This window comes from Peribacillus deserti (assembly GCF_002863585.1).
Taxonomy (GTDB): Bacteria; Bacillota; Bacilli; order Bacillales; family DSM-1321; genus Paraperibacillus; species Paraperibacillus deserti_A.
Genome location: NZ_PGUY01000035.1, coordinates 1 through 21,653 on the forward strand (window position 1 = coordinate 1; position 21,653 = coordinate 21,653).

Here is a 21,653-nt window from a genome sequence, read left to right on the forward strand (position 1 = left end):
ATACTACTCGATTTATAATATGTACAAGCCATGATGGAGGGAAGGGCTCCTACACCAATCTATATACAAAAATAAAAGATTGCCTCCAAAAAGAGGCAATCAGTAGTGCATGCACATGGGCGTAATACATGCGGATGATACGGCAGCGTGCTTTACATTATACGCAAAATCACAATGAACTGAACTGGACAAGCAACAAATTGCGAAATTTACTTTCTTTTCCTAATATAGTCCTGGATCCAACCAAGCAGCTTCTTTTCTGAATCCGTGGGTATATTGTAATTTTGTTCCCTTTCTTGTATTACAAGCCTCTCCGCCTCCAAAATAAAAAGACACACTCGAAATTTTGTGTATAAGCTTTAGACAAACAACAAACCCGCATGCGTTCCCTCTTATCGGTGTCCTTGGTATGGTTTATCGGTATTGCGTTTGGTTTGGTATGGTTTTGTTGAAGACGGATGGGTATGGATGCCCTGTATGATTTACAACGCAGCTCTTCAGCCTCTGATATTGGTCACCTCTAATTATTTCTCTATTTTGTTGTTTTCGGCGGTACCGAGTCTAGTCATCTGGCTGGGAATCAACCTTAAAAGGACTAATCCCCATAACACAATAAAACCTAACGATAGGCCTGGCGAGGATGATCACACATTTGATCCTGAGTTTGAACTAAGTCCCTCTGAGCATGTTTTATTTAATTTTTACGTTACGGATATTTGATGAAGCGTATGAATTCGTAAAAAACAAAGGGGTTACAATTATTCGAGAAATAGAGCGTATTGGCGACTTCGCTTATTTTAACTTTAGAGACCTAGATGGAAATGTATTAATGATTTGTCATCCAGTTGTAATGAATGAACCGAAAAATAATCAAGTTGTATATCTACAAGCCTATCTATGATATCTCTTTCCTCTGGTGTCCAGTTAGCATCATTATTTATTGCATCTTTATAAATGCCTATCGTTTTTATCACAGTGTCATAAAAGCGGTTGTTGGAATATTTATTACCTTTATTTTTAGACATACCAGTTAACTCTCCCCTCATTGATTTTAATTAAATATTGCATCCTACAATGTGGTGCCGTTTTAAAATTCATCAAATTCATTTTTTAAATTTCCCATAAATCAAGCCCCGATTCTTGTTTTTATTTAACTATACTATCCGGTTGCAGGAATAACAAAAAGGCTGCCGTAGCAGCCCTTTTGTTATTCAAATAACGCACCCGTTAGCCACCCATGAATTGCAAAACCAGCGATTCACTACAGGGATAAAAATGTTCCAAAGCTGTCCATACTATTCTAGGCTAAAGAAGGAAGGTCGATACACTTGGTGCCATTGGCCAATCTGTTAGTCTGACTAACGACCACGGTGCACCACAGACTTTCGCTCTTCTCGTGGGAAGCACTCATGGTAGATTACTCCAAATTCTGGTTGCTGCACCAGCCTCCATCTTTTAACGTTCAGTCGATGTAATCAATTAGCTATGGAAACTAACCTGCCCAGTTTGATCAAAAAGAGAATAAATTAAAAGCGTTATCTTTTTATAATGTAATTCACCTGCTAATTGCTTTCTTTTCCAATTTACATACCCACTTATAATATCCCAGCAAAATAAGAAGCAGTATGGGATTAATCACGGCTGCATACTGAAGTCTCCACCATCCGTAATTGAAATATCCCCATGGTTCAGGAAGTAAGGTGACTGTTTCATAAACTAAAAAAACCACTTCCCAAATAAGAATGTATGTAAACTGTTTAATGATTTTTGTCCTAAAAGGATACCAATTAAGAAACATCACATTAACTGGCGGAATAAGGACAGTATGCGGCAGGAGCCCTTTCCAGTCGATTTCCTTATCGAAATACCAGTACCCGTTATATTTGAATTCAATCATTAGGTCAAAAGTTTGTTGAAAAGCTATGGTGAATACCCAAATATGTACGATTTGATTTGCTGTTAGTCTTTTATTTGTTTTAAACGCCAGAAAATTTAATAAAAAAATTGAAATTATAAGTCCTATCATATCGATATCGAGTTCCTTTTTTATTAAGGATGCCCCATCTCTAAGTAGTGCTATTCAGCTTTATCACTAACCTGCCCCTTTATACATTTAGAAAAATCTGCCATTTCACAATATCGTTTGAAATATTAAACCTTTTTTGATTCATACTAAGTTACATGGGCAAAATATTGGAAAATATGGTGGGTATTTGCTTCAATTAGTTTTTAGCTTTTACCTTTGCAATTTGACAAAAACGAATGGTTTGTTTTTTATTTCAATGTTTTTTTTAAAATCTTGCTTTGTTACTGCTACTAAAATTTTTCCTAGAAGTATGATAACATCAATACTTTTATTTTTTGCTGGATATTGTTTTCTTATTTTATTTATAAATGGAAGTTGAGAAAACTAAAGCTTTTTGTATACATAGTTTTTTGGAGTGGATTTAGTACTCTTATTGAATGGGTATCCGTAAATTTGAATGTTTTTACATACCAAAACGGGTGGAGCATAGGATTCTCAGCGATTTCATATTTGTTTATTTTTACATTATGTGTATTGATTGTTAAGATATTTAGCCTGTGTTGGAATGGAACAAGGGAAATCCAAAAACAACTATAAAGTTGCCGTCTACATTTGAAAAAACAGCTGGATTATTATGTATCTAGCTTACGCTTACAAAAATCGGATTGGTCCAAGCTGGTTTCAGTTCGAAGCAGTTATAGGATTAGTTTTTCCAATGGCATTTGTACTTAATTTTTTTGTCTTCCCCAAAACCTTGGTAAAGTGTTTGGAGAAGAATTGCTTCGACTTTCTTTAAAAGAGAAAAAATTTAACACCTAACCTATAAAAAAACCTCCAAAAGTGGAGGTTTTTTACGTATAGTAAGTATTTAGGCTAATCTTCCCGATCCCCCTTTTGAATTAAAGAATCGCTTCATCATTGGAGGAGTTACAATAGTAGTCACCAAAATTACGACAACCAGGACCGCAAACATGTTTTGACTTAGGAGGTTGGATTCTAATCCTAACGCAGCAATGATCAGTGCTACTTCCCCCCTTGAAACCATCGCTGAACCTATACCCAAGGAACTGTTCCAATTAAAACCTGCTAATTTAGCACCGAGAGCCGCTCCAGCTAATTTAGTCAATATTGCGATAAAGCTAAGCACAATTACGAGTCCTATATTCTTTCCAATTCCTGAAAATTGAGCAGTGACACCAATAGATGTAAAGAAAACGGGAACAAAAATGGAATAACTAATCGTCTCAACCTTTTCAAACACTTCGTGCTTAAAATCAGTTACACTCACTGCTACACCGGCAATATACGCCCCTATTATGGCTGCTACTCCCGTATATTCAGCTAAGTATGCATATACAAAACAGATAATTAAAGCGGAAGATATCACAGTTTCTGACACTCTAAGTGTTGAAAACTTATTCAAAAACCAAGGTACCAATTTCCATCCTACAAGGATTGCTCCCGCAAAGAATAATACCTTTTTTAAAATAACCGTGGTTAGGTTAACATCGCCCCCAGCAAAACTCATTAGGAAAGCCAAAGCTATGATCACGACAACATCATCGATTACCGCAGCTCCTAAAATGGTTGTGCCTTCACGGGTTTGTAATTGATTCATATCCTTCAATGCTTGAACAGAGATACTTACACTGGTTGCAGAAAGCAGTAAACCTAAAAACCACGATTCAAAGTTAGTTAAGTTTAGTACAATCCCTGCAAAATAACCTAATAAAAGCGGAACAATGATACCGCCTAATCCCACGTATGTGGATGCTTTACCTGTCCTCTTAAATTCGTCTATGTCCGTTTCCAAACCGGCTATGAACATGAGCAAAATAACACCAATTTGGCTAAATTCCGCTAAGGTTTTGGTTTCATTCACTAATCCCAACACAGATGGTCCTAAGATAATACCTATCAGAAGCTGTCCAAGTACGGATGGCTGACCTAATCTAACACTCAGGCTTCCCGCAATTTTGGCTGCAACCAGAATAATAGCTAGTTGAAGTATTAACATGTATAAGCCACCTTTCCATTTGTTATTATTGGTAAATACGATAAAATCATACAAAAAGAGCCTGTCACTTTAAGGACACAACGATCCCTTGGTGACAGGCTCCTCCAACTTAAACAGTTATTTTAAATTTTAATACCCAAAAACCTATTATTTATGCCACATTTCTACTCTTTTTCTTTTTGTCAGCAGTGTTGAAGAATACCTTCATCATGGGTGGAGTAACAATAGTCGTCACAAGAATTACAACGACTATAACAGCGAAAAGGTCTTGACTTAGTAATTTTGATTCAAGACCAATTGCAGCAATAATTAATGCAACTTCTCCTCTGGAAACCATCGCAGATCCAATTCCCAATGAATTTTTCCATTTATATCCTGATAATTTTGCTCCTACAGATGCACCCAATAACTTAGTCAAAATGGCTATTATACTAAGTACTGCAACAAGACCAAAGTTATCCATAATACCGGAAAATTGAGCTGATACCCCAATGGAGGTGAAGAAAACGGGAACAAAGATTGAATAACTAATAGTTTCAATCTTTTCAGTTATTTCTTCCTTGAAATTAGTCACACTGATTGCTACACCCGCAATATAAGCTCCTATTATGGCTGCAACACCAGTATATTCAGCAAGATATGCAAATACAAAACAAACAATAAGGGCGGAAGAGATTACTACCTCTGTAACTTTTAAATTTGAAAATTTACGTAAGAACCAGGGTACAATCTTCCAGCCTACCAAAATAGCACCTGCAAAGAATGCAGCTTTCTTTAAGATTACCGCAGTTAGGTTCACATCCCCGCCGGCAAAACTCATTAAAAATGCTAAAGCAACAATCACTACAACATCATCAATTACAGCAGCACCAAGAATAGTAGTTCCTTCCCGTGTATTTAACTGGTTTAACTCTTTTAACGCCTGTACAGATATACTCACGCTCGTAGCTGAAAGTAATAAACCTAGGAACCAGGCTTCAAAATTTGTGAAATTCATGGCAATGCCAGTTATATATCCAATCAATAAGGGCACAACAATTCCACCCAGTCCGACAAAAATCGAGGCCTTACCAGTCCGTTTAAATTCATCAATGTCCGTTTCTAATCCAGCAAGAAACATCAGTAGGATTACACCAATTTGACTAAATTCAGTTAAGGTTTCAGCTTCTGTAATTAAGCCCAAAACAGAGGGGCCTAATATTATTCCTATTAATAGTTTCCCCAAAACAGAAGGTTGCCCCAATCGGACACTAAGACTACCTGCTACTTTTGAAGCTACCAGAATAATAGCTAATTGGAGAATTAACATATCATTACCCCTTTCCATAAAAATTTTCTATACGAAACGCAAAAAAGCCTGTCACCAAGGGACATACTTATCCCTTGGTGACAGGCTCCTCCAGTTTCCGAACGTTTAATTACTATTAATTATACCATATTGTTGGGGTAATTACAATCCTAAAGCCAGTTGTGAATCACAACAGTTCACACATAGTAATTCTATTTAGATACTGTGTTGAAAGTTTGGTAACACGACTACTAGACCATGCACGATAAAAACCAGCGACATCTATGCTCTTATTATCTGTTACTTTATCTTTATCTGTATCTTCTCATTAGATTAATAAAACTGCACTTACCATTACATAATACTAAAACTTTATGTCCTATGTATTAAGAAATATTCTGTTTATCGACTGTATACTCTTTTTCCCAGTAATCGGCATTTTTAATTCCTAACGCTTTAGGGTCAAAGACTGGATCTACCCCTTGCTTTTTCTGTTTTTCATAATCCTTAAGTGCAATGAGGGCAGGTTTAGCCAAAATTAAAATAGCAATTACATTGAGCCAAACCATGATTCCTAAGCCTGCATCTCCTAGTGCCCATGCCACTTCAGCTGTTTTAACAGAACCATAGAACGAAGCAGCCATAATAAAGATTTTCAATAAAAATGATGCTCCTTTGTTGCCTTTACGGAATAAATAACTAATATTTGTTTCAGCAATATAATAATAGGCCATGATCGTAGTGAAGGCGAAAAAGAAAAGGGCTATAGCAACAAAACCCGCTCCAAAGCCAGGTATCACACTGTCAATTGCAGCTTGAGTAAATCCTGGACCAGCCTCGACACCTTTCAAGTTGTTTACAATAAAAGAACCATCTTTTGATTGTGTATTGTACATTCCAGTGAATAAAATCATGAATGCAGTAGCTGAGCATACGAATAATGTATCAATATATACTGAAAATGCTTGTACCAAGCCTTGCTTTGCGGGATGTGATACCTCAGCGGCTGCAGCTGGATGTGCACCCGTCCCTTGGCCAGCCTCGTTGGAATATACTCCACGTTTTACCCCCCACGAGATAGCCATACCAATCAATCCACCAAAAGCGGAATCCACTCCAAATGCACTCTTGAAAATTAATGCAATTACATTTGGCAGCTCTGTAATGTTCATGATCATGATTATTACAGATAAGAGAATATATCCTAAAGCCATGAAAGGTACGATAACCTGTGCTGCATTAGCAATTCTTTTTGTGCCGCCAAAGATAATAAAGCCTAATAATAAAGCAATGCCTATTCCGGTAATTGCCGGATGGATTCCAAATGCGTTTTCTATTCCTACCGCAATTGAGTTAGCCTGTACTCCCGGCATAAGGATAGTCATAGAAATTAGTGCTGCGAATGCGAAAAGGACGGCAAACCATTTCCACCCAATTCCTTTTTCAATATAATACGCCGGTCCACCTCGATACTCTCCATCGTGTTTTACCTTATAAATTTGTGCCAGAGTAGATTCCACGTATGCACTAGCCGCTCCAATAAATGCAATTGTCCACATCCAGAAAACTGCACCAGGGCCACCAAAAGCAATTGCGGTAGCAACACCAGCTATGTTGCCAGTTCCAACACGTCCCGAAAGTGCAATTGACAGTGCTTGGAAAGATGAAACTCCTGCTTCAGAACTTTTCCCTTGAAACATAAGAGAAATCATTTCTTTAATGTGCCTCACCTGCAAAAAGCGAGTTAAAATCGAAAATAACAGTCCTACTCCAAGTAATGTGTAAATCACGGGCGTGCTCCATAAAATACCGTTTAAAGCAGATACAAAATTCTCCAAAATACCCCTCCTTTTTTTTGAATATTCTACATTTTTATTATAAATTAACTACAAAATTCGCACAATATTTAATGTTTTATGTTAACTATAAAATTTCAACCACAGCTTTTTCTTAGGGTGTTGATTTAGTAAAAAGTTTTTTATTGCTTAGTAATTCTTCTATCCGTTTTATACAATAGAGGATCACCAACTTCCTATACTAAAAAAATCATGTTCATCGAGATGTTTTTTAAATATTACCTTTATTATGAATTATTATAAGCAGAAGATGAATATTGGATCAATCGGATTTGAAAATCTGTTTAAATTTAGTATGAATGCAATTAGAATTGCCGGTTCTCGATAGAGTTGCAAACTCCAATGATCTCCAATCCAAATGACCCAAAAGTTACATAAAAAGATGTTTAAGATTGCTTATTTTAGTTCATAGCATAATAAATTTCCCTTTCATAACTTACAAATTAATATACATATTAAACTTTCTATCTTTGAAAAAATTATACTAGAAAAAGTATTTGACTTCTTTTTAAAATTTCTATTATAATGATCGTTGATATTATAATTATCAGAAAATATTAAATCTTTAATTTTTAAAGGAAAAGGAGAGAAAGAAATGGATAATCGTCCTCAATGGGGCACAAGGGCCGGCTTCATTATGGCTGCTGTCGGATCGGCTATTGGTTTGGGTAATATTTGGCGTTTTCCAGCTGTAGCATATGAAAATGGAGGAGGAGCTTTTTTTCTTCCCTATCTATTTGCTCTGTTAACTGCTGGTATTCCATTATTAATTATGGAATTTACTCTCGGGCATAAATACAGGGGCTCATCACCTCTTTCATTTGCCCGTTTTAGAAAAAATTCTGAGTGGCTTGGCTGGTGGCAGGTAGCAATTTCCTTTGTTATTGCAACTTACTATGCTGCCATCATTGCTTGGTCTTTGTCATTTGCTGTATTTTCATTCAAACAGTCTTGGGGATCTGACCCTGAAGGCTTTTTCTTCGGAAAATACTTAAAGCTCGCTGAGACACCTGGGGATATTGGTGGAATTGTTCCTGGAGTTCTCATTCCCATTATTCTTGTATGGATTGTGACCTTGGGAATCTTAATAAAAGGTATTAAAAAAGGTATTGAGATTGCAAACAAAATCATGATCCCGACTCTAGTTGTGCTATTTTTAATCATCGTAGTAAGAGCATTGACACTTGATGGTGCTGCTGCAGGCTTGGATGCTTTCTTTAAACCTGATTGGTCCGAGATCGCGAATCCGAAGGTTTGGGTCGCGGCTTATGGACAAATCTTCTTTAGTTTGTCGATTGGGTTCGCCATCATGGTAACCTATTCAAGTTACCTTCCAAAGAAAACGGATATTTCTAATAATGCTTTTATAACCGGCTTTGCAAATTCCGGGTTTGAGTTACTAGCTGGTATTGGAGTGTTTGCTGCATTGGGCTTTATGGCGGACCAGCAAGGAGTACCTGTAAATGAAGTAGTTGGGAGCGGAGTAGGACTTGCCTTTATTGTGTTCCCTAAGATTATAAGTGAATTTCCAGCGTTTAATGGGTTTTTCGGTTTTGCATTTTTTATGTGTCTTACCTTGGCAGGATTAACTTCATTAATTTCAATCGTGGAAACGTTTGTCGCAGGAATTCAAGACAAGTTTAATGTATCCCGTAATAAGTCTGTGGCAGTTGGTGGCGGACTGGCTGCATTCATTTCCATCCTTTTTGCAACTAAAGGCGGGCTATACTTACTAGATTCTGCAGATTATTTCATTAACCAATTCGGCATTGTTTTAGCAGGATTGGCAGAGGTGATTCTGGTAGGCTGGTTCGCAAAGGAACTAAAAACTTTGCAAAATCATGCCAACAGTATGTCAGATATCATAATCGGTTCCTGGTGGAGAATCTGTCTTGGAATCATTACGCCAATTATTCTGGGATATATGACAATCCAAAACTTTATCACTAACTTTAAAACAAATTATGGGGATTACCCAACAGCGTTTATCGTGTACTCGGGCTGGGCAGTTGCTTTTGCTGCACTAATCGCAGGATTCATTTTAATGAAACTGAAGTGGAAAAATAATGACGTTCAAGCGAAGGTAGAGAAGGAGGTCTCAATCTAATGTCATCCAGTGCAATTGTAATGATGGTTATCGGAATTGTCTTGATCTGGGGAGGCCTCGTCGCGAGTATTGCGAATGTAGTTAGTAAATCTAAACAACGGTAATTTAGTAGTAGCCTGTAAAGCGGAAATCTTGCTTTACAGGCTATTCTTTTTAAAATAAAGGTCATGAACACCATAAATATTTAAAATTGAACTGCGTACAGTTTTAAATAAACACCAGTTTTCTTCCGTGGCACCAATCGTTCAGTCAAACCCGTTAAGCAATTATTAAAGAGTTAACAATTAACGCACCATTAAATTAGTATGGTATCTTATATTAATTCTGGAAGAGTTTCTGAAGGGGTAGACCTAAAATGATAGTAAAGGTTTAGCTTTAGTCTTATCGTTTAATTCTTCTACATTGCTTCACAAAATAAAAAGACACCCAAGGATCCCTTGATTACTTATACTCCCTTTCTGCTGCCGTAGCTGCCTCTCTAACTATACAAATATATTATCCTTCAGATATATCGAGCCTTTCTTGGGTATATCTTTGTCATAGCTTCAAAAATTTTAACCTAAAAAATCTTTTTTTGGTCGTGATCTTCTTTTAATAGCTCTACCGCTTCCCTGAACCTCAAAGAATGTACAATTTCACGTTCTCTTAAAAATCTTAATGAATCATTAATGTCTGGATCGTCGGATATATCGATCAGCCATTGGTAGGTAGCACGTGCTTTTTCCTCGGCTGCTATATCTTCATATAAATCTGCAATCGGATCCCCTTTTGCTTGAATGTAGGCGGCAGTCCAAGGTACACCAGCTGAGTTATGGTAAAAGACTGCACTGTCATGATTAACATAATGTTCACCGATGCCCGCTTCCCTTAGTTGTTCGGGGGTGGCATCTTTGGTTAGTTTAACGATCATTGTTGCAATCATCTCTAAATGTGCAAATTCTTCGGTACCAATATCAGTTAACAACCCAACTACTTTATCAGGAATGGAGTACCGCTGATTCAGGTATCGAAGTGCTGCTGCTAGTTCTCCATCAGCTCCCCCGTATTGTTCAATCAAATACTTAGCAAGTGTCGGATTGCATTTAGACACTTTAACAGGATATTGCAGCTTCTTTTCATAGACCCACATATTTACCCTCCTTTAAACCTGCCATGGCCACGGGCCAGATCCCCAATCCCAGCGGGGACCAGGATTATTGCTGACACCGAATTGCATTAAAGGACCATATTTCCCTTCAAAAACCTGTTTTACTTGCCTTGAATAAGCTGAATACTGGTTAAATTGCTTCAAAGCATTTTCATCATCAGGATGCGTGTCAAGGTAAAGTGTAAGCTCTACTAAAACGAAATCTACAGCCTGAATCTGTCTCATCAATTGATAATATTCATCATCAATTTGCTTTACCAAATTAGGACTTCCTCTCTTTATAGGGATTTTCGTAGTAATCGTATAACGCTTTCCAAAGCGTTCCTTTCATTAATGCTTCATATGGAGGGAATTGTTCAAGGTTAGGCGGCTGAAAATTGATGTATAAGTTAGGGGGAGTCCGATAATACTTTCTTTTCAATGGCGGACAGGGATCAAAAGTACTGTGAAAGGGTTTATATTGCTTAATTGGTGTAAACTGATTTAGATTAGGATTATACAAATCATATGCTCCTCCTTTCTCAAAATCTGTGCCAGTATCAAAAGATATGCATGATAATAAGGATAAATGCTGGATAACTGTACTTCTTGCTCCCTGGCGATAAACCTCACCTTTAATATGGTGTTGGGATCTATTCACCAAACCATCAAAGTCGACAAAAAAATCTATAATTCAGTATATTATTGTTTTTGAGTTGTACGATCAGCCAATTCCCTTCATTTTAATACACGTCAGCGACTTAATATTTCATTTTTTCAAAGGTATTTCTTCCTTTTTATTGAATATGTAAAAAAACACATATAAAGGTGGAATATTTATGAATTCAATTTCTTCTCCTATCGCTTGTAAAGTAAATAATGTTTTTATCCACGTTAGCAATCTAGAGAAATCAGCTGAATGGTACAGTGACTTACTTGGGGTACCATTTAACAAGCACAATATTGAGTCACCTGTATACAACATTCCCATTACTTCTGAGACTGGGCTTACATTGGACGATCACACATTTGATCCAGAGTTTAAACTAAGGGCCTCTGACCATGTTTTATTTAATTTTTACGTTAAGGATATTGATGAAGCATATGAATTCGTTAAAAACAAAGGGATTACAATTGTTCGAGAAATAGAGCGTATTGGCGAATTCGCTTATTTCAACTTTAAAGACCTTGATGGAAATGTATTAATGATATGTAATTGCTAATAAATTAAAGCCATTGTTACTTGACCATGGCTTTTTATCTTTTGCACATAAAATGTCTACTGGCGAAATAAAAATCTTCAAGTCTTAACCGAAGAAAGGACTGCCTAGCACCCGTTCCTTCTTCAACTAGTCGAGTAGAAGGGAGCCTTTCTACCTTGCGGTAAATTGGACTCCCCCCCCCTCACAGAACCGTGCTTGCACTATTAATGCACACGGCTCCTCCTAGTTACCATTCACAAAATGTAGCTAATCTCTTAGATTCAGATTTTGCTAATTCTGCTATCCTTAGTAGTTTTGTCTCCATTCATCCCTACCTCTGAGTGTAGTAAATGTTTCCCTAGTAAGGGCGATAACTGGTAGCTAGCCTTTCCTCCATCGGCATTACCCAACTTCATTGGTACTACGCTGCTATCCGACTCCCTACACAGCATTTGGTTTCCTTGCTTTTTATCGGTTGTACACCATACTCTTCTAACAAGAAAAGGCCGGTAGGGTCTCCCGAGTTACCTTATCATATCGATGTGTAACGTGCCAAGGTCTCTGACTCCAGAGAGGTTTTATCCATCTTGCCCTTAACGAAGGATAAAATGTAGCTTTCTGCAGTGCGCAAGGCATCAGCCCTCTCGATTTACTAACATTATGGAGCTCAATCCCTTCAACCATTTGGCTTTCGGCCCGCCACCTAACTGTCTACGCTTAAAGACTAAAGTTACCTTTAGCCCTCCAAGACTCGCTACGAGCGAATGGCTAGTTCTTACTCGACGGGAATCCCACCCGCTATATGATACGACCTAGGCTCGGCCGCACACGCACCTGTTAGTTAAGTATAATTTTCCACATTCTTTGTTTTAATCTTGTTATAGTTTGTTTAGTAATCCGCCATACTGGAATAAAAGTTGGTGTAAGGGGTACTATACCTCTATAAAAATAAATGAGGTGTGGAAATGTCGATGAAACAAGAAGAAATGGAAATATTAAGAGAGTTAATCAAAGACGTAGACACGGCCATGCTGACTACGGTAACGCAAGAAGGGCTTGTTTCTCGTCCTATGAAAACACAAGAAGTAGAGTTTGATGGTGACTTATGGTTTTTTACTAAAAAAGAAACTAATAAATATGAAGAAATTTCACATGATCAAGAGGTTAATGTGGCTTATGCAGGTAAATCCTATGTTTCCGTCCGAGGAAGAGCGGAAATAGTTAAGGATTTAGGTAAGAAAAAGGAATTGTGGAGCAAAGCATATGAGAAAATTATGCAAACTTCTTATGATGATCCTAATGTTGTCTTGATAAATGTTAAAGCGGAAGCAGCCGAATATTGGGAAACCGGTAATTTCACCAAGAAAATCGCCTTTCTATATAAAAGAATGACAGGACAAAGTTCTAAATCGACAGATGTTAATGAAACAGTTGAATTGAATAATTAACAGCAAAAATGGGTTGTCTGATTAGGGACAATCCATTTTGCTATGTTGATTATGTTGATTCATTGTAGCTATCTTCAACCAGCTGGCTTTCGGCCCGCTACCTAACTGTCTACGCTTAAAAGCTAAAGTTACCTTCAGCCCTCCAAGACTCGCTACGAGCGAATGGCTAGTTCTTACTCGACGGGAATCCCACCCGCTATATGATACGACCTAGGCTCGGCCGCACACGCACCCATTTGTTAAATAAAATAAGTCGCATAGTGGGTCAGTCGGATGTTTTCTGTAACTTCGATGCATCTACTAATATGATATCACCAGTACTGTTACTTGTTACTCTTTTTATTTCCCAATACCCTGATGTATATTTGTATATAACCTTATAAACCTTTCCGTTATATAGCACTTCTTCTAACTTCAAATATAACCCACCCTTATTCTCTAATTGCATATTTAAAAATAATGGACAATAATATTACATGATTACTTTCCAATGAAAATATATCAACTTTCGCCAATATAACCCATTTGCACTAACGCACCCTTTAGATAAAGGAGATTATCAACTTATGCTTACCTGAAGCCGGCTCGGCAAGGTTTCCATAATGTCAAAAAGGGATAAAGAATCACAGCTTTTTTGATTACCCTGTTAATCTGTTAGGTTGTTAGAATTGCCCATTGTTCCAATATTCTTTTTAGTTATAATAATATCTTAAAAATCCCAGAATCTTTTTATTCATTTGTTCTAGCTCATTATTTGAACTAAAATGAGCACCCTTACTTATATTGAACTCAACTACATTTGGTATGATTCTTTTTGCCTGTTCTTTCAATCTTTCACCAGGGAAAAAGATGTCTTTTTCTCCCCCTACAATCATGGTAGGTGCTACAAACTCAATTAGTTCGTCTCTCGAAGACAGCTTAGGCATATCCTGCTCTAGTCTCACGCCTCGAAATATTTCTCCAATGATCTTCTCATCAAGTAACTTCATATTTCCGTTGGACATAATGTCTGTAATTTTTTTTAGCTGTTTATTTGAGCCGCTTATTTTATAAAACAATAAGGGTTTTAAAATCTTCTTTATCATTTCAATTTTAGATCCCAAAACTAAACCAGCAGGAGCAACTAAGATAGCACATTTTATTTTTTCAGGTGCATATGCCGCCAAGCGGAGTAATATCCCTCCACCGTACGAAGGTCCCAAAAAAGCACTGGCACTTATATTATAATGTTCCGTTAAATCAGTGATCCATAGAGCAAAACTTTCATCTTTCGCCGACAATCTAATTTCATCACTGTATCCAGGATGACCTATGGTATCGGGTGCGTAAATTCTATATTCGTGTAATAATGGTTTAAACCAAGCGAGAGTCATAGGGTTTATGCAATTTCCCCCTTGAAGGATAAATAAGGGTTTGCCGTTCTCTGGCCCGGATATTAACATATGAGTTTTTCCATAACGTGTTTGTACATATTCCTTTTCAATGGGGACCTTTAGTTCATTCAAATACGCATCATAATAATTAAGTATTCTTTCTTTAGCCTTTTCGTTCTTATAAATTGAGTGCATGACGGTGAGCTGCCTCCTATGTATATTGATCATATAAGAAAATTATTAATGGAAAGATTCGAGAGCTGAGTCTTTAGTTTCAAAATCATCTAGAAAATACGAAAAGCCTGTCACCAAGGGACATAAATGTCCCTTGGTGACAGGCTCCTCCAAGATTGTTTCATTCTTTTTTGTAAATTATTGTAACATACATTTCATTTTGGCAACACATGTTTTTTTTAACTTGTCCTTTATTTCAAGCCCTCTAGTACAAGAACGCCATTTATTTTGCAGATTTCGTTGCTTGATTCACTCCTAACTTATTTATCAGTGAGGATATCGTCAGACCTTGAAAGAGCAATGAAAATAATACAACACTAAAAGTCAGGGCAAGTATAGTTTCTCGCCCTGAAAAGGAATGTGGAAGACTCAGAGCTAAAGCAATAGAAAGGCTTCCCTTTAAACCACCCCAGTTAAGAATCATTTTGTATTTCTCAGGGAAATTCTTAATGAACCCTAGACTAATATATAAAGCAATAGTTCTAGATATAAGTACGATTATAATGGAGAGGGTAATAGCTTTCCATTGACCAGTAAGGTCAATATTTTTAATTTCTAGACCTATCATTAAGAAAATCAATGAATTAGCAATAAGGGTTATGACTTCCCAAAAGGAATTGATATTTGTTTTTGTGGTTTCAGACATCCCAATTTTAGCACCATAATTTCCAAATATAAGCCCACTGACAACCACTGCGATAACACCTGATACATGGAAATGCTCAGCGATAAAGTAACTCCCAAAGAATAATATAATCGAAAATGCAATTTCAATGGGATAATCGTCATAGAATGTTAGCAATTGGGAAAAGACAAAACCCAAAATACTTCCAACTAGTACCCCTCCTAAACTAAACTTCATAAATAACAGAAGCCCAAGACCTAAGCCTTTCCATCCCATTTCTAAATAAGTAATCAAATACAAAGTCGAGATCTGGAAAAGAACAACTGCAACTCCGTCATTCAATAAGGATTCTCCTTCAATAATGGTAACTAACCTCTTTGGTACCCCAAGCGATTTAAAAATAGATATAACGCTTATTGGATCTGTTGCACTCATTAAAGAAGCAAAGGTAAATGCCATAACTAAAGGTATCGATAGAAGGTAATGAGACCCTAAACCAATCAATAAAAACGAGATCAGTGTCCCTCCTAGTGCAAGTGCTATGACTGGCCCTCTTTCCTCTTTTAGATGAGTAAAGGGTAATTTTAATGTAGCATCCCCTAATAATATGGGAAGAAATAAGGAAATAACAATGATCTGAAATACATCTGATTGAGTTATAAAATGCTCAGCTTCTTCTATGATTGGGATATTGGTAACACCTAGAATCAGCCCCACTATTACTAACGCAATTGAATAAGGTTTTTTTGCTAATTTTGACACTGCGATGACACTAATAGAAATAGCCAGTAAGATGAGTATTTGTATAAAAACTTCATGAAAATTACTCAACAATTCCCCTCCCAATGAACAAATATATAGGTAATTAAATTTTCCTTTTAATAAACAGCAGGTCTAATAAATAAACTAACACTGTAAATATTCCACAAAACAATATAGTTACACCATAATAGTATAAAGGATGTTGAAAAAAGCGCCTTTTGACACTACAAAAACTTAAAGAAATAGCCTTGAAAATAGGATACCAAGAAAAACTCCCAATAACCCATACAAGGAAATATTGGTTTTTCTTTTCATACTAATCCCACCTATACAGTTTTGAAGTTTCTACATTTTTACCAATAAGTTTTACGGTCGAAGTCTTAAATGATTCACATTCCATTATCTTCTATCCTTAATGGTTCCACGTATACCTATTTACTCTCCATATTGACTACCCTGAAATAGGAACAATAAATCCATTGTTTTTCAATCATAGTTGAGGCGGTAATAATAATGAGATAATATAAATAAAAGCATTAAAATTTGTTTACTTTAAGGAGTCGTTTATGTGGGTTTCCTCAAAATTAGTAAGCCAAAGGCTATAAAAATCCATCCTTCCCATATTCTTATCCTAGGATTTATGGTGTTAATCATTTTAGGAACGTTTTTATTTATGATTCCAGCGGCTACTAAAGACAGACATCATCTTAGTTTAATTGATGCTCTATTTGAAGCTACTTCGGCAGTATGTGTAACGGGATTAGCAGTAGTTGATACCGGCACTACTTTCACTTTATTTGGACAAATCGTCCTGCTGCTCCTTATTCAAGTGGGCGGATGGGGATTTATGACAAGTGGTATACTTATGTTTATTATCCTGGGGAAAAAAATCGGAATCAGACAAAGGTTATTATTACAAGAATCTTTAAACACGTTTACATTACAAGGCGTAATCAAATTAGTTCAGCGTGTTATCATCATTACACTAATCATAGAAGCAATTGGTGCGGTGGCATTGTCTATTAGATGGTCATATGAAATGAGTATCAGTAAGGCTATATACTACGGTATATTCCATTCCGTTTCAGCCTTCAATAATGCTGGTTTCGGTTTAGAAAAAGACAGCCTGAGTATTTGGGTTGGCGACCCGACAGTAAACATTGTCATTACTTCGTTATTTATACTAGGTGGTATTGGTTTTTTTGTGGTTGCAGATGTATTTGAGAAGAAGAATTGGAGAAAAATTTCGTTACATACCAAAATAACTTTATCCTTTACATTATTAATTAATGTAGTGAGTACACTTGTTATTTTTGGTTTAGAATATAACAATCCAGCTACATTAGGGAATTTAGAAACCGCTGATAAATGGTGGGCTGCCTACTTTCAAGGTGTTGTCCCGCGTACAGCCGGATTTAATTCAATTGATATTAGTCAAATGAATTTAAGTTCCCTTGTGTATATGATGGGTATAATGTTTATCGGAGCGTCTTCTGGATCTACTGGCGGCGGGATCAAGGTTACCACTTTTGCTTTATTAATTTTTGCTCTCTGGTCAGTCCTTGCTAATAAGGAAGATATTAATATTTTTAAGCGAAGGATTCCCAAACCTCTTGTATATAGAGCTTTATCCATTGCAGTTTCTGGAGTATTATTTAATTTTTTTATTTTCTTTTTACTGACGATTACTGAAAAAGGAACTGACATGTCATTAATAGCATTTGAAACCGTTTCAGCCTTTGCCACCGTTGGAATGAGTGCTGGGTTAACCATGGACTTAAGCACTTACGGTAAAATTCTGATTACAATTATGATGTTTATTGGCAGAGTAGGTCCACTAACAATGGCTTTTGCACTTGCTGTTCATTCACAAAATAAGGCTAATATTCGTTATCCAGAAGAAAAAATACTAATTGGATAGGTATGAAAGTATTAAATCCTATTAGTACCTGCCAGTACCCTCCACTAGTTGGAGGGCTTTTTTGCTTCCTCCTATATTTCATCAAGAGCTGAGGCAATTTGGATTGTTCCCTTATATGTATAACTACACAATATTTTTGCCAACGAAGGGGCCAAAATAAGAATGGAACATGAATATCTTAAGCAACCACCTTAAGCATTAAATAAATTAGCTGACCAGTAGGTTAAGTTAAATTTTGAAACTCTTCTCGCCCCAATTTAAATTTATATGCAGTTCAATAATATATCTCTATGGACAACATTAGAAAAAAGGCAAGGCGAACACCTGGCAGAACTACTCTTAAACCTGGCCTAGCCTTGAATTTTTTCGTATTTTTTAACTTGTTGCGACTGTTAATGTAATAAGATCTACTTCTCCATAGTAACTGTTATGTTTAGGTGGAGTCACTAAAGGGCACATAAAGATATATGGAAACATAGAAATCTGTCATAAGGAGACATGCTATTATGGAATTTTTATGGTCGTTAATTATTGGGGGTATTATTGGCTGGTTAGCTGGATTGATTTTGGGCCGAGACGTACCAGGAGGTATAATAGGTAATATCATAGCAGGATTTATTGGTGCATGGTTGGGTGGTTTAATATTTGGTGATTGGGGTCCAAGTATCGCCGGTTTTGCCATTTTTCCAGCTTTACTCGGTGCTATAATTCTCATCTTAATCGTAAGTTTTATTATGAAGTCTCTTCGAGGACGAAACCGCCGTTAATAAGATCTTTTACTTAAGGAGGCAGCTCACAAATCAGAGCTGCTTCCTTTTTATCGATTCAAGCCAATTTAACCGGGTTAAATAATAAGTCCAAGATGCTTATTAACTAACCTGCTCTTTAGTAAACTTTTCTACCCTTTTTATCAAAGAATAGTCAGTAAGAGTAGAGCACATGTTATTAGACTAACGCACCAGTTAGTGAAGTAAAGCCTTTTTATTCTATCTCAAAGAATTTTCGTACTGCGAAACTAATTCCCCACAAAACCTTTAAAGGGTTTTCTCCGTTTTCATCGAATTTGGAACATTGAATATAATGAAAAGGTGGAATATCTAAGAATTCTATTTCTTCCCCTATTGGGTGTAAGGTAAACAATGTTTTCATCCATGTAAGTAACCTAGAAAAATCAGCAAAATGGTACAGTGACTTACTTGCAATCCCATTCAATAAGAATGAGGTTTCTTCACCAGTATATAACATTCCCATTACTTCTGAGACTGGTCTTACTTTAGACGATCATACTTTTGATCCAGGATTTACATTAAACCCATCAGAACAAGTTTTATTTAACTTCTCCGTCAAGGATATTGATGAAGCATATGAATTTGTTAAGAACAAAGGAATTACAATAGTTAGGGAAATAGAACGTATTAATGATTTTGTCTATTTTAACTTTAAGGACTTAGATGGAAATGTTCTGATGATCTGTAATTGTTAAGGAGCTTAGCTATGGTTATATAACCATGGCTTTTTTATTGCAGACAAGGGGTCAACTTCGACTCTAAGAAAAAGTAAACCATCCAACCTTACTTAATGTGATTACCGAAATAGCTTCCATCAACAGTCATCTTCTTTTCCACTAACGCACCCATTAATTGAACAATAGAATTTGTTTTGCGTAATCCTCCCAGTTTTGGCCATCTGTATTTACTTCAATTGTGGGAATAATTGATTTCTCCGCTTGTCTTCTATATTCTTGCTGTTGATCGATTAATAATTTACAAGCATCATTGATTTCCAATTCTGTTTTTCCCACCCATTCTTCTGGATTTCTACTCATCATTCTTTCCATAACATTCTTGGGAGAGATTGTTAGTAAAGCACACCTTGCTCCCATTTCCAACAACTCACTTTTCTATATGTTTAATATCATCCATAATTGAATTTGAAAAAGCTACGCGGTGATTTAAATGAAACCTTTCCAATATAAAAAATAAGCCGTTGGATCTTTTTTTTGATTGCCCAAAATCACTTGCCCAATTATTTAAGTTTTTTAACATACTCACTCTATCTTTTAAGAGTTTTAAATGATCTAGACGATTTAACCGCCTTAATTCCCCATTAACTTTATGTAAAACTTGAGAATAATGTTCACTAAGAATAATTACACTCCGCTCAGCAAATTCATCCTTAGCCTGAAGTTATTTCATCAGCTTTAAAACAGATGTTTTTCCTGAATGTGAATAACCCTCTAGAATTACCCCTGTAAATTGAGCCATCTTATCCTCCACGAAAACTTTATTTTTTATAGTTCTTTTTTTGACTTGCCCCTCTTTCTTTAAGAATACTGAACTAATATTAATAATAAAATAAATTTTTCTTAAACTAACGTACCCGTTAGCTTAAGTACAGTTCTTCACAATCTGTGAAAGGCTGCTGTTATGAAGCAACTTAGCCTTCCCCTTGGCAATGCTTTGACTACGAATTAGATTTGCGTTTTACCATTTAAGAGTGCACAAAAGTATTTCGAAGAAGACTCGATAATAGAAATGAAAGAAAAAATATAAAATAAGAACATTTAAAAAGACCGAATATAGCATTTTTACTTCCAATGGTTTTTTAACTTCATTCACGAAGGCTATATGTTGATTTCAAGTTCTTAGGGAGAGGAAAAGCTTTTTCTTAAAAATACAATATCTTATTTTATTTTTGCTACAATTTTCCCCTTCACATGACGCTCTGAAAGACGGGATAAAGCATCTGGAACATCCTCTAGGCTTATTATTTCATTTAACATAGAAGAAATTCCCCCTTCATCCACTAACTTAAGTAGTTCATCTCCCATTACTCCTAGATCTTGTTGAGCCTTATGACTACCGGATTGGTGTGCTGCACCAAGGGCAATTTCATGATACGAAACCGATTTTGTAAAAGGCTTTATTTTTGTAAAATCAGGTGCACCTGAAATAAAAACGATGTGTCCCAAAAAGGCAATAGTATCTAATGAATTTGTTGCACTTTCTCTGCTTACTGCATCCACCACTGCATCGACACCACGCCCGTTTGTAATCTCCATCACTCTTGAGGTCACATCTTCTTCATGGTAATCAATGACATAATCGGCACCAAGTGATTTTACATACTCGTGGTTACGACTGGAAGCAGTGGAAATCACCTTTTTGCCTGCATGTTTAGCTAATTGAACAGCAAATCCTCCTACTCCGCCAGCACCGCCATGTATTAAAATGATTTCAACTTGATCCATGGGCAGTTTACGGAATAACGATTGGTATGCTGTGTACCCAGCTGTCGGCAAAGCAGCAGCATCTTCAAACGTTACTTCGTTTGGAATTCGAGAAACAGTATGTGCCGTGGTAACGGTATATTCTGCATAGCCACCTTTCTTTGTAAGGTCTCCATGATAGACTACCCGATCACCTTTTTTCCACTGTGTGACCCCTTCACCAATCTCTGTCACTATACCTGCTACATCTAAACCAAGAATATGAGGATAAGACCAATTGGGATTGCCACCAGTAGCTGTTTTATAATCAACCGGATTTAACCCAACCGCATAAACCTCAACTAAGATCTCACCTGGACCGGGATTTGGTGTTTCGACTTCTTCCACCTTCATGTTTTTCCATTGTCCTTTTTCATGCAATAGCAATGCTTTCATTTAT

The 21,653-nt window shown here is 36.5% G+C and carries 21 protein-coding genes; 8 read left to right on the top strand and 13 right to left on the bottom strand.

Annotated elements, in window-relative coordinates; genetic code table 11:
* The first annotated feature begins 477 nt into the window (after positions 1–477).
* Positions 478–720, top strand: coding sequence for a hypothetical protein (locus CUU66_RS24820; protein WP_257967965.1), 243 nt, complete (start codon positions 478–480; stop codon positions 718–720).
* A gap of 83 nt (positions 721–803) precedes the next feature.
* On the opposite strand, the gene CUU66_RS24160 is transcribed toward CUU66_RS24820, so the two are convergent.
* The 5 genes from CUU66_RS24160 to CUU66_RS11405 form a co-directional block, all read right to left on the bottom strand.
* Positions 804–1,025 carry a hypothetical protein gene (locus tag CUU66_RS24160; RefSeq protein ID WP_180955261.1) on the bottom strand — a complete coding sequence of 74 codons (222 nt, stop codon included), beginning with the start codon at positions 1,023–1,025 and terminating at the stop codon, positions 804–806.
* Positions 1,026–1,555: 530 nt separating this feature from the next.
* Positions 1,556–2,026: a hypothetical protein gene (locus CUU66_RS11390; RefSeq protein WP_101642205.1), complete on the bottom strand. Its 471-nt coding sequence runs from the start codon at positions 2,024–2,026 to the stop codon at positions 1,556–1,558.
* An 868-nt stretch (positions 2,027–2,894) separates the two neighbouring features.
* Positions 2,895–4,043, bottom strand: a complete 1,149-nt coding sequence (locus CUU66_RS11395; RefSeq protein WP_101642207.1) for a cation:proton antiporter — start codon at positions 4,041–4,043, stop codon at positions 2,895–2,897.
* Positions 4,044–4,194: 151 nt separating this feature from the next.
* On the bottom strand, positions 4,195–5,352 hold the full coding sequence (locus tag CUU66_RS11400) for a cation:proton antiporter (protein ID WP_101642209.1): 1,158 nt from the start codon (positions 5,350–5,352) through the stop codon (positions 4,195–4,197).
* A gap of 365 nt (positions 5,353–5,717) precedes the next feature.
* Entirely contained in the window at positions 5,718–7,169 is a 1,452-nt protein-coding gene (locus CUU66_RS11405) for an alanine/glycine:cation symporter family protein (protein ID WP_101642211.1), read from the bottom strand.
* A gap of 613 nt (positions 7,170–7,782) precedes the next feature.
* Here CUU66_RS11405 and CUU66_RS11410 point away from each other — a divergent pair.
* Together CUU66_RS11410 and CUU66_RS11415 are read left to right on the top strand one after the other, a co-directional pair.
* A complete protein-coding gene (locus CUU66_RS11410) occupies positions 7,783–9,294 on the top strand; it encodes a sodium-dependent transporter (RefSeq protein ID WP_101642212.1) in 1,512 nt (503 codons plus the stop codon).
* Positions 9,294–9,398 (top strand): methionine/alanine import family NSS transporter small subunit, encoded by a 105-nt coding sequence (locus tag CUU66_RS11415; RefSeq protein WP_101642215.1) that lies wholly within the window; start codon positions 9,294–9,296, stop codon positions 9,396–9,398. Before CUU66_RS11410 ends, CUU66_RS11415 begins: the two co-directional genes overlap by 1 nt.
* A 455-nt stretch (positions 9,399–9,853) precedes the next feature.
* Here the strand turns inward: CUU66_RS11415 and cotJC are convergent, their stop codons facing one another.
* From cotJC to CUU66_RS11430, 3 genes are read right to left on the bottom strand one after another with little or no spacing between them, the layout of a single operon-like run.
* Entirely contained in the window at positions 9,854–10,423 is a 570-nt protein-coding gene (gene cotJC / locus CUU66_RS11420) for a spore coat protein CotJC (RefSeq protein ID WP_101642217.1), read from the bottom strand.
* Positions 10,424–10,435: 12 nt separating this feature from the next.
* Positions 10,436–10,666, bottom strand: a complete 231-nt coding sequence (locus tag CUU66_RS11425) for a spore coat protein CotJB (RefSeq protein WP_142383721.1) — start codon at positions 10,664–10,666, stop codon at positions 10,436–10,438.
* A 37-nt stretch (positions 10,667–10,703) separates the two neighbouring features.
* The gene (locus CUU66_RS11430) at positions 10,704–10,943 is read right to left on the bottom strand and encodes a spore coat associated protein CotJA (protein ID WP_101642220.1); all 240 of its coding nucleotides are present in this window, start codon (positions 10,941–10,943) and stop codon (positions 10,704–10,706) included.
* Positions 10,944–11,259: 316 nt separating this feature from the next.
* Between CUU66_RS11430 and CUU66_RS11435 the strand changes: the two genes are divergently transcribed.
* Both CUU66_RS11435 and CUU66_RS11440 read left to right on the top strand, forming a co-directional pair.
* Positions 11,260–11,643, top strand: coding sequence for a VOC family protein (locus CUU66_RS11435; protein ID WP_101642223.1), 384 nt, complete (start codon positions 11,260–11,262; stop codon positions 11,641–11,643).
* Positions 11,644–12,581: 938 nt separating this feature from the next.
* Complete coding sequence (locus CUU66_RS11440) at positions 12,582–13,070, top strand: pyridoxamine 5'-phosphate oxidase family protein (RefSeq protein WP_101642225.1); 489 nt, start codon at positions 12,582–12,584, stop codon at positions 13,068–13,070.
* A gap of 692 nt (positions 13,071–13,762) precedes the next feature.
* On the opposite strand, the gene CUU66_RS11445 is transcribed toward CUU66_RS11440, so the two are convergent.
* Positions 13,763–14,638: an alpha/beta fold hydrolase gene (locus CUU66_RS11445; RefSeq protein ID WP_101642227.1), complete on the bottom strand. Its 876-nt coding sequence runs from the start codon at positions 14,636–14,638 to the stop codon at positions 13,763–13,765.
* 262 nt (positions 14,639–14,900) lie between these two features.
* Positions 14,901–16,133, bottom strand: coding sequence for a cation:proton antiporter (locus tag CUU66_RS11450; protein ID WP_101642228.1), 1,233 nt, complete (start codon positions 16,131–16,133; stop codon positions 14,901–14,903).
* Positions 16,134–16,704: 571 nt separating this feature from the next.
* On the opposite strand from CUU66_RS11450, the gene CUU66_RS11455 reads away from it, so the two are divergent.
* Positions 16,705–17,985, top strand: coding sequence for a TrkH family potassium uptake protein (locus tag CUU66_RS11455; protein ID WP_101642259.1), 1,281 nt, complete (start codon positions 16,705–16,707; stop codon positions 17,983–17,985).
* Positions 17,986–18,491: 506 nt separating this feature from the next.
* Entirely contained in the window at positions 18,492–18,752 is a 261-nt protein-coding gene (locus CUU66_RS11460; RefSeq protein WP_101642230.1) for a GlsB/YeaQ/YmgE family stress response membrane protein, read from the top strand.
* 214 nt (positions 18,753–18,966) lie between these two features.
* Here CUU66_RS11460 and CUU66_RS24825 read toward each other — a convergent pair whose 3' ends face one another.
* Entirely contained in the window at positions 18,967–19,230 is a 264-nt protein-coding gene (locus CUU66_RS24825) for a hypothetical protein (protein ID WP_257967967.1), read from the bottom strand.
* On the opposite strand from CUU66_RS24825, the gene CUU66_RS11465 reads away from it, so the two are divergent.
* Positions 19,133–19,468 (top strand): VOC family protein, encoded by a 336-nt coding sequence (locus CUU66_RS11465; RefSeq protein WP_257967969.1) that lies wholly within the window; start codon positions 19,133–19,135, stop codon positions 19,466–19,468. The genes CUU66_RS24825 and CUU66_RS11465 overlap by 98 nt on opposite strands.
* A gap of 153 nt (positions 19,469–19,621) precedes the next feature.
* Here the strand turns inward: CUU66_RS11465 and CUU66_RS24830 are convergent, their stop codons facing one another.
* Positions 19,622–19,867, bottom strand: coding sequence for a hypothetical protein (locus CUU66_RS24830; RefSeq protein ID WP_257967968.1), 246 nt, complete (start codon positions 19,865–19,867; stop codon positions 19,622–19,624).
* Positions 19,868–20,668: 801 nt separating this feature from the next.
* Positions 20,669–21,649, bottom strand: a complete 981-nt coding sequence (locus tag CUU66_RS11475; protein ID WP_101642231.1) for a zinc-binding dehydrogenase — start codon at positions 21,647–21,649, stop codon at positions 20,669–20,671.
* Between the last annotated feature and the right edge of the window lie 4 nt (positions 21,650–21,653).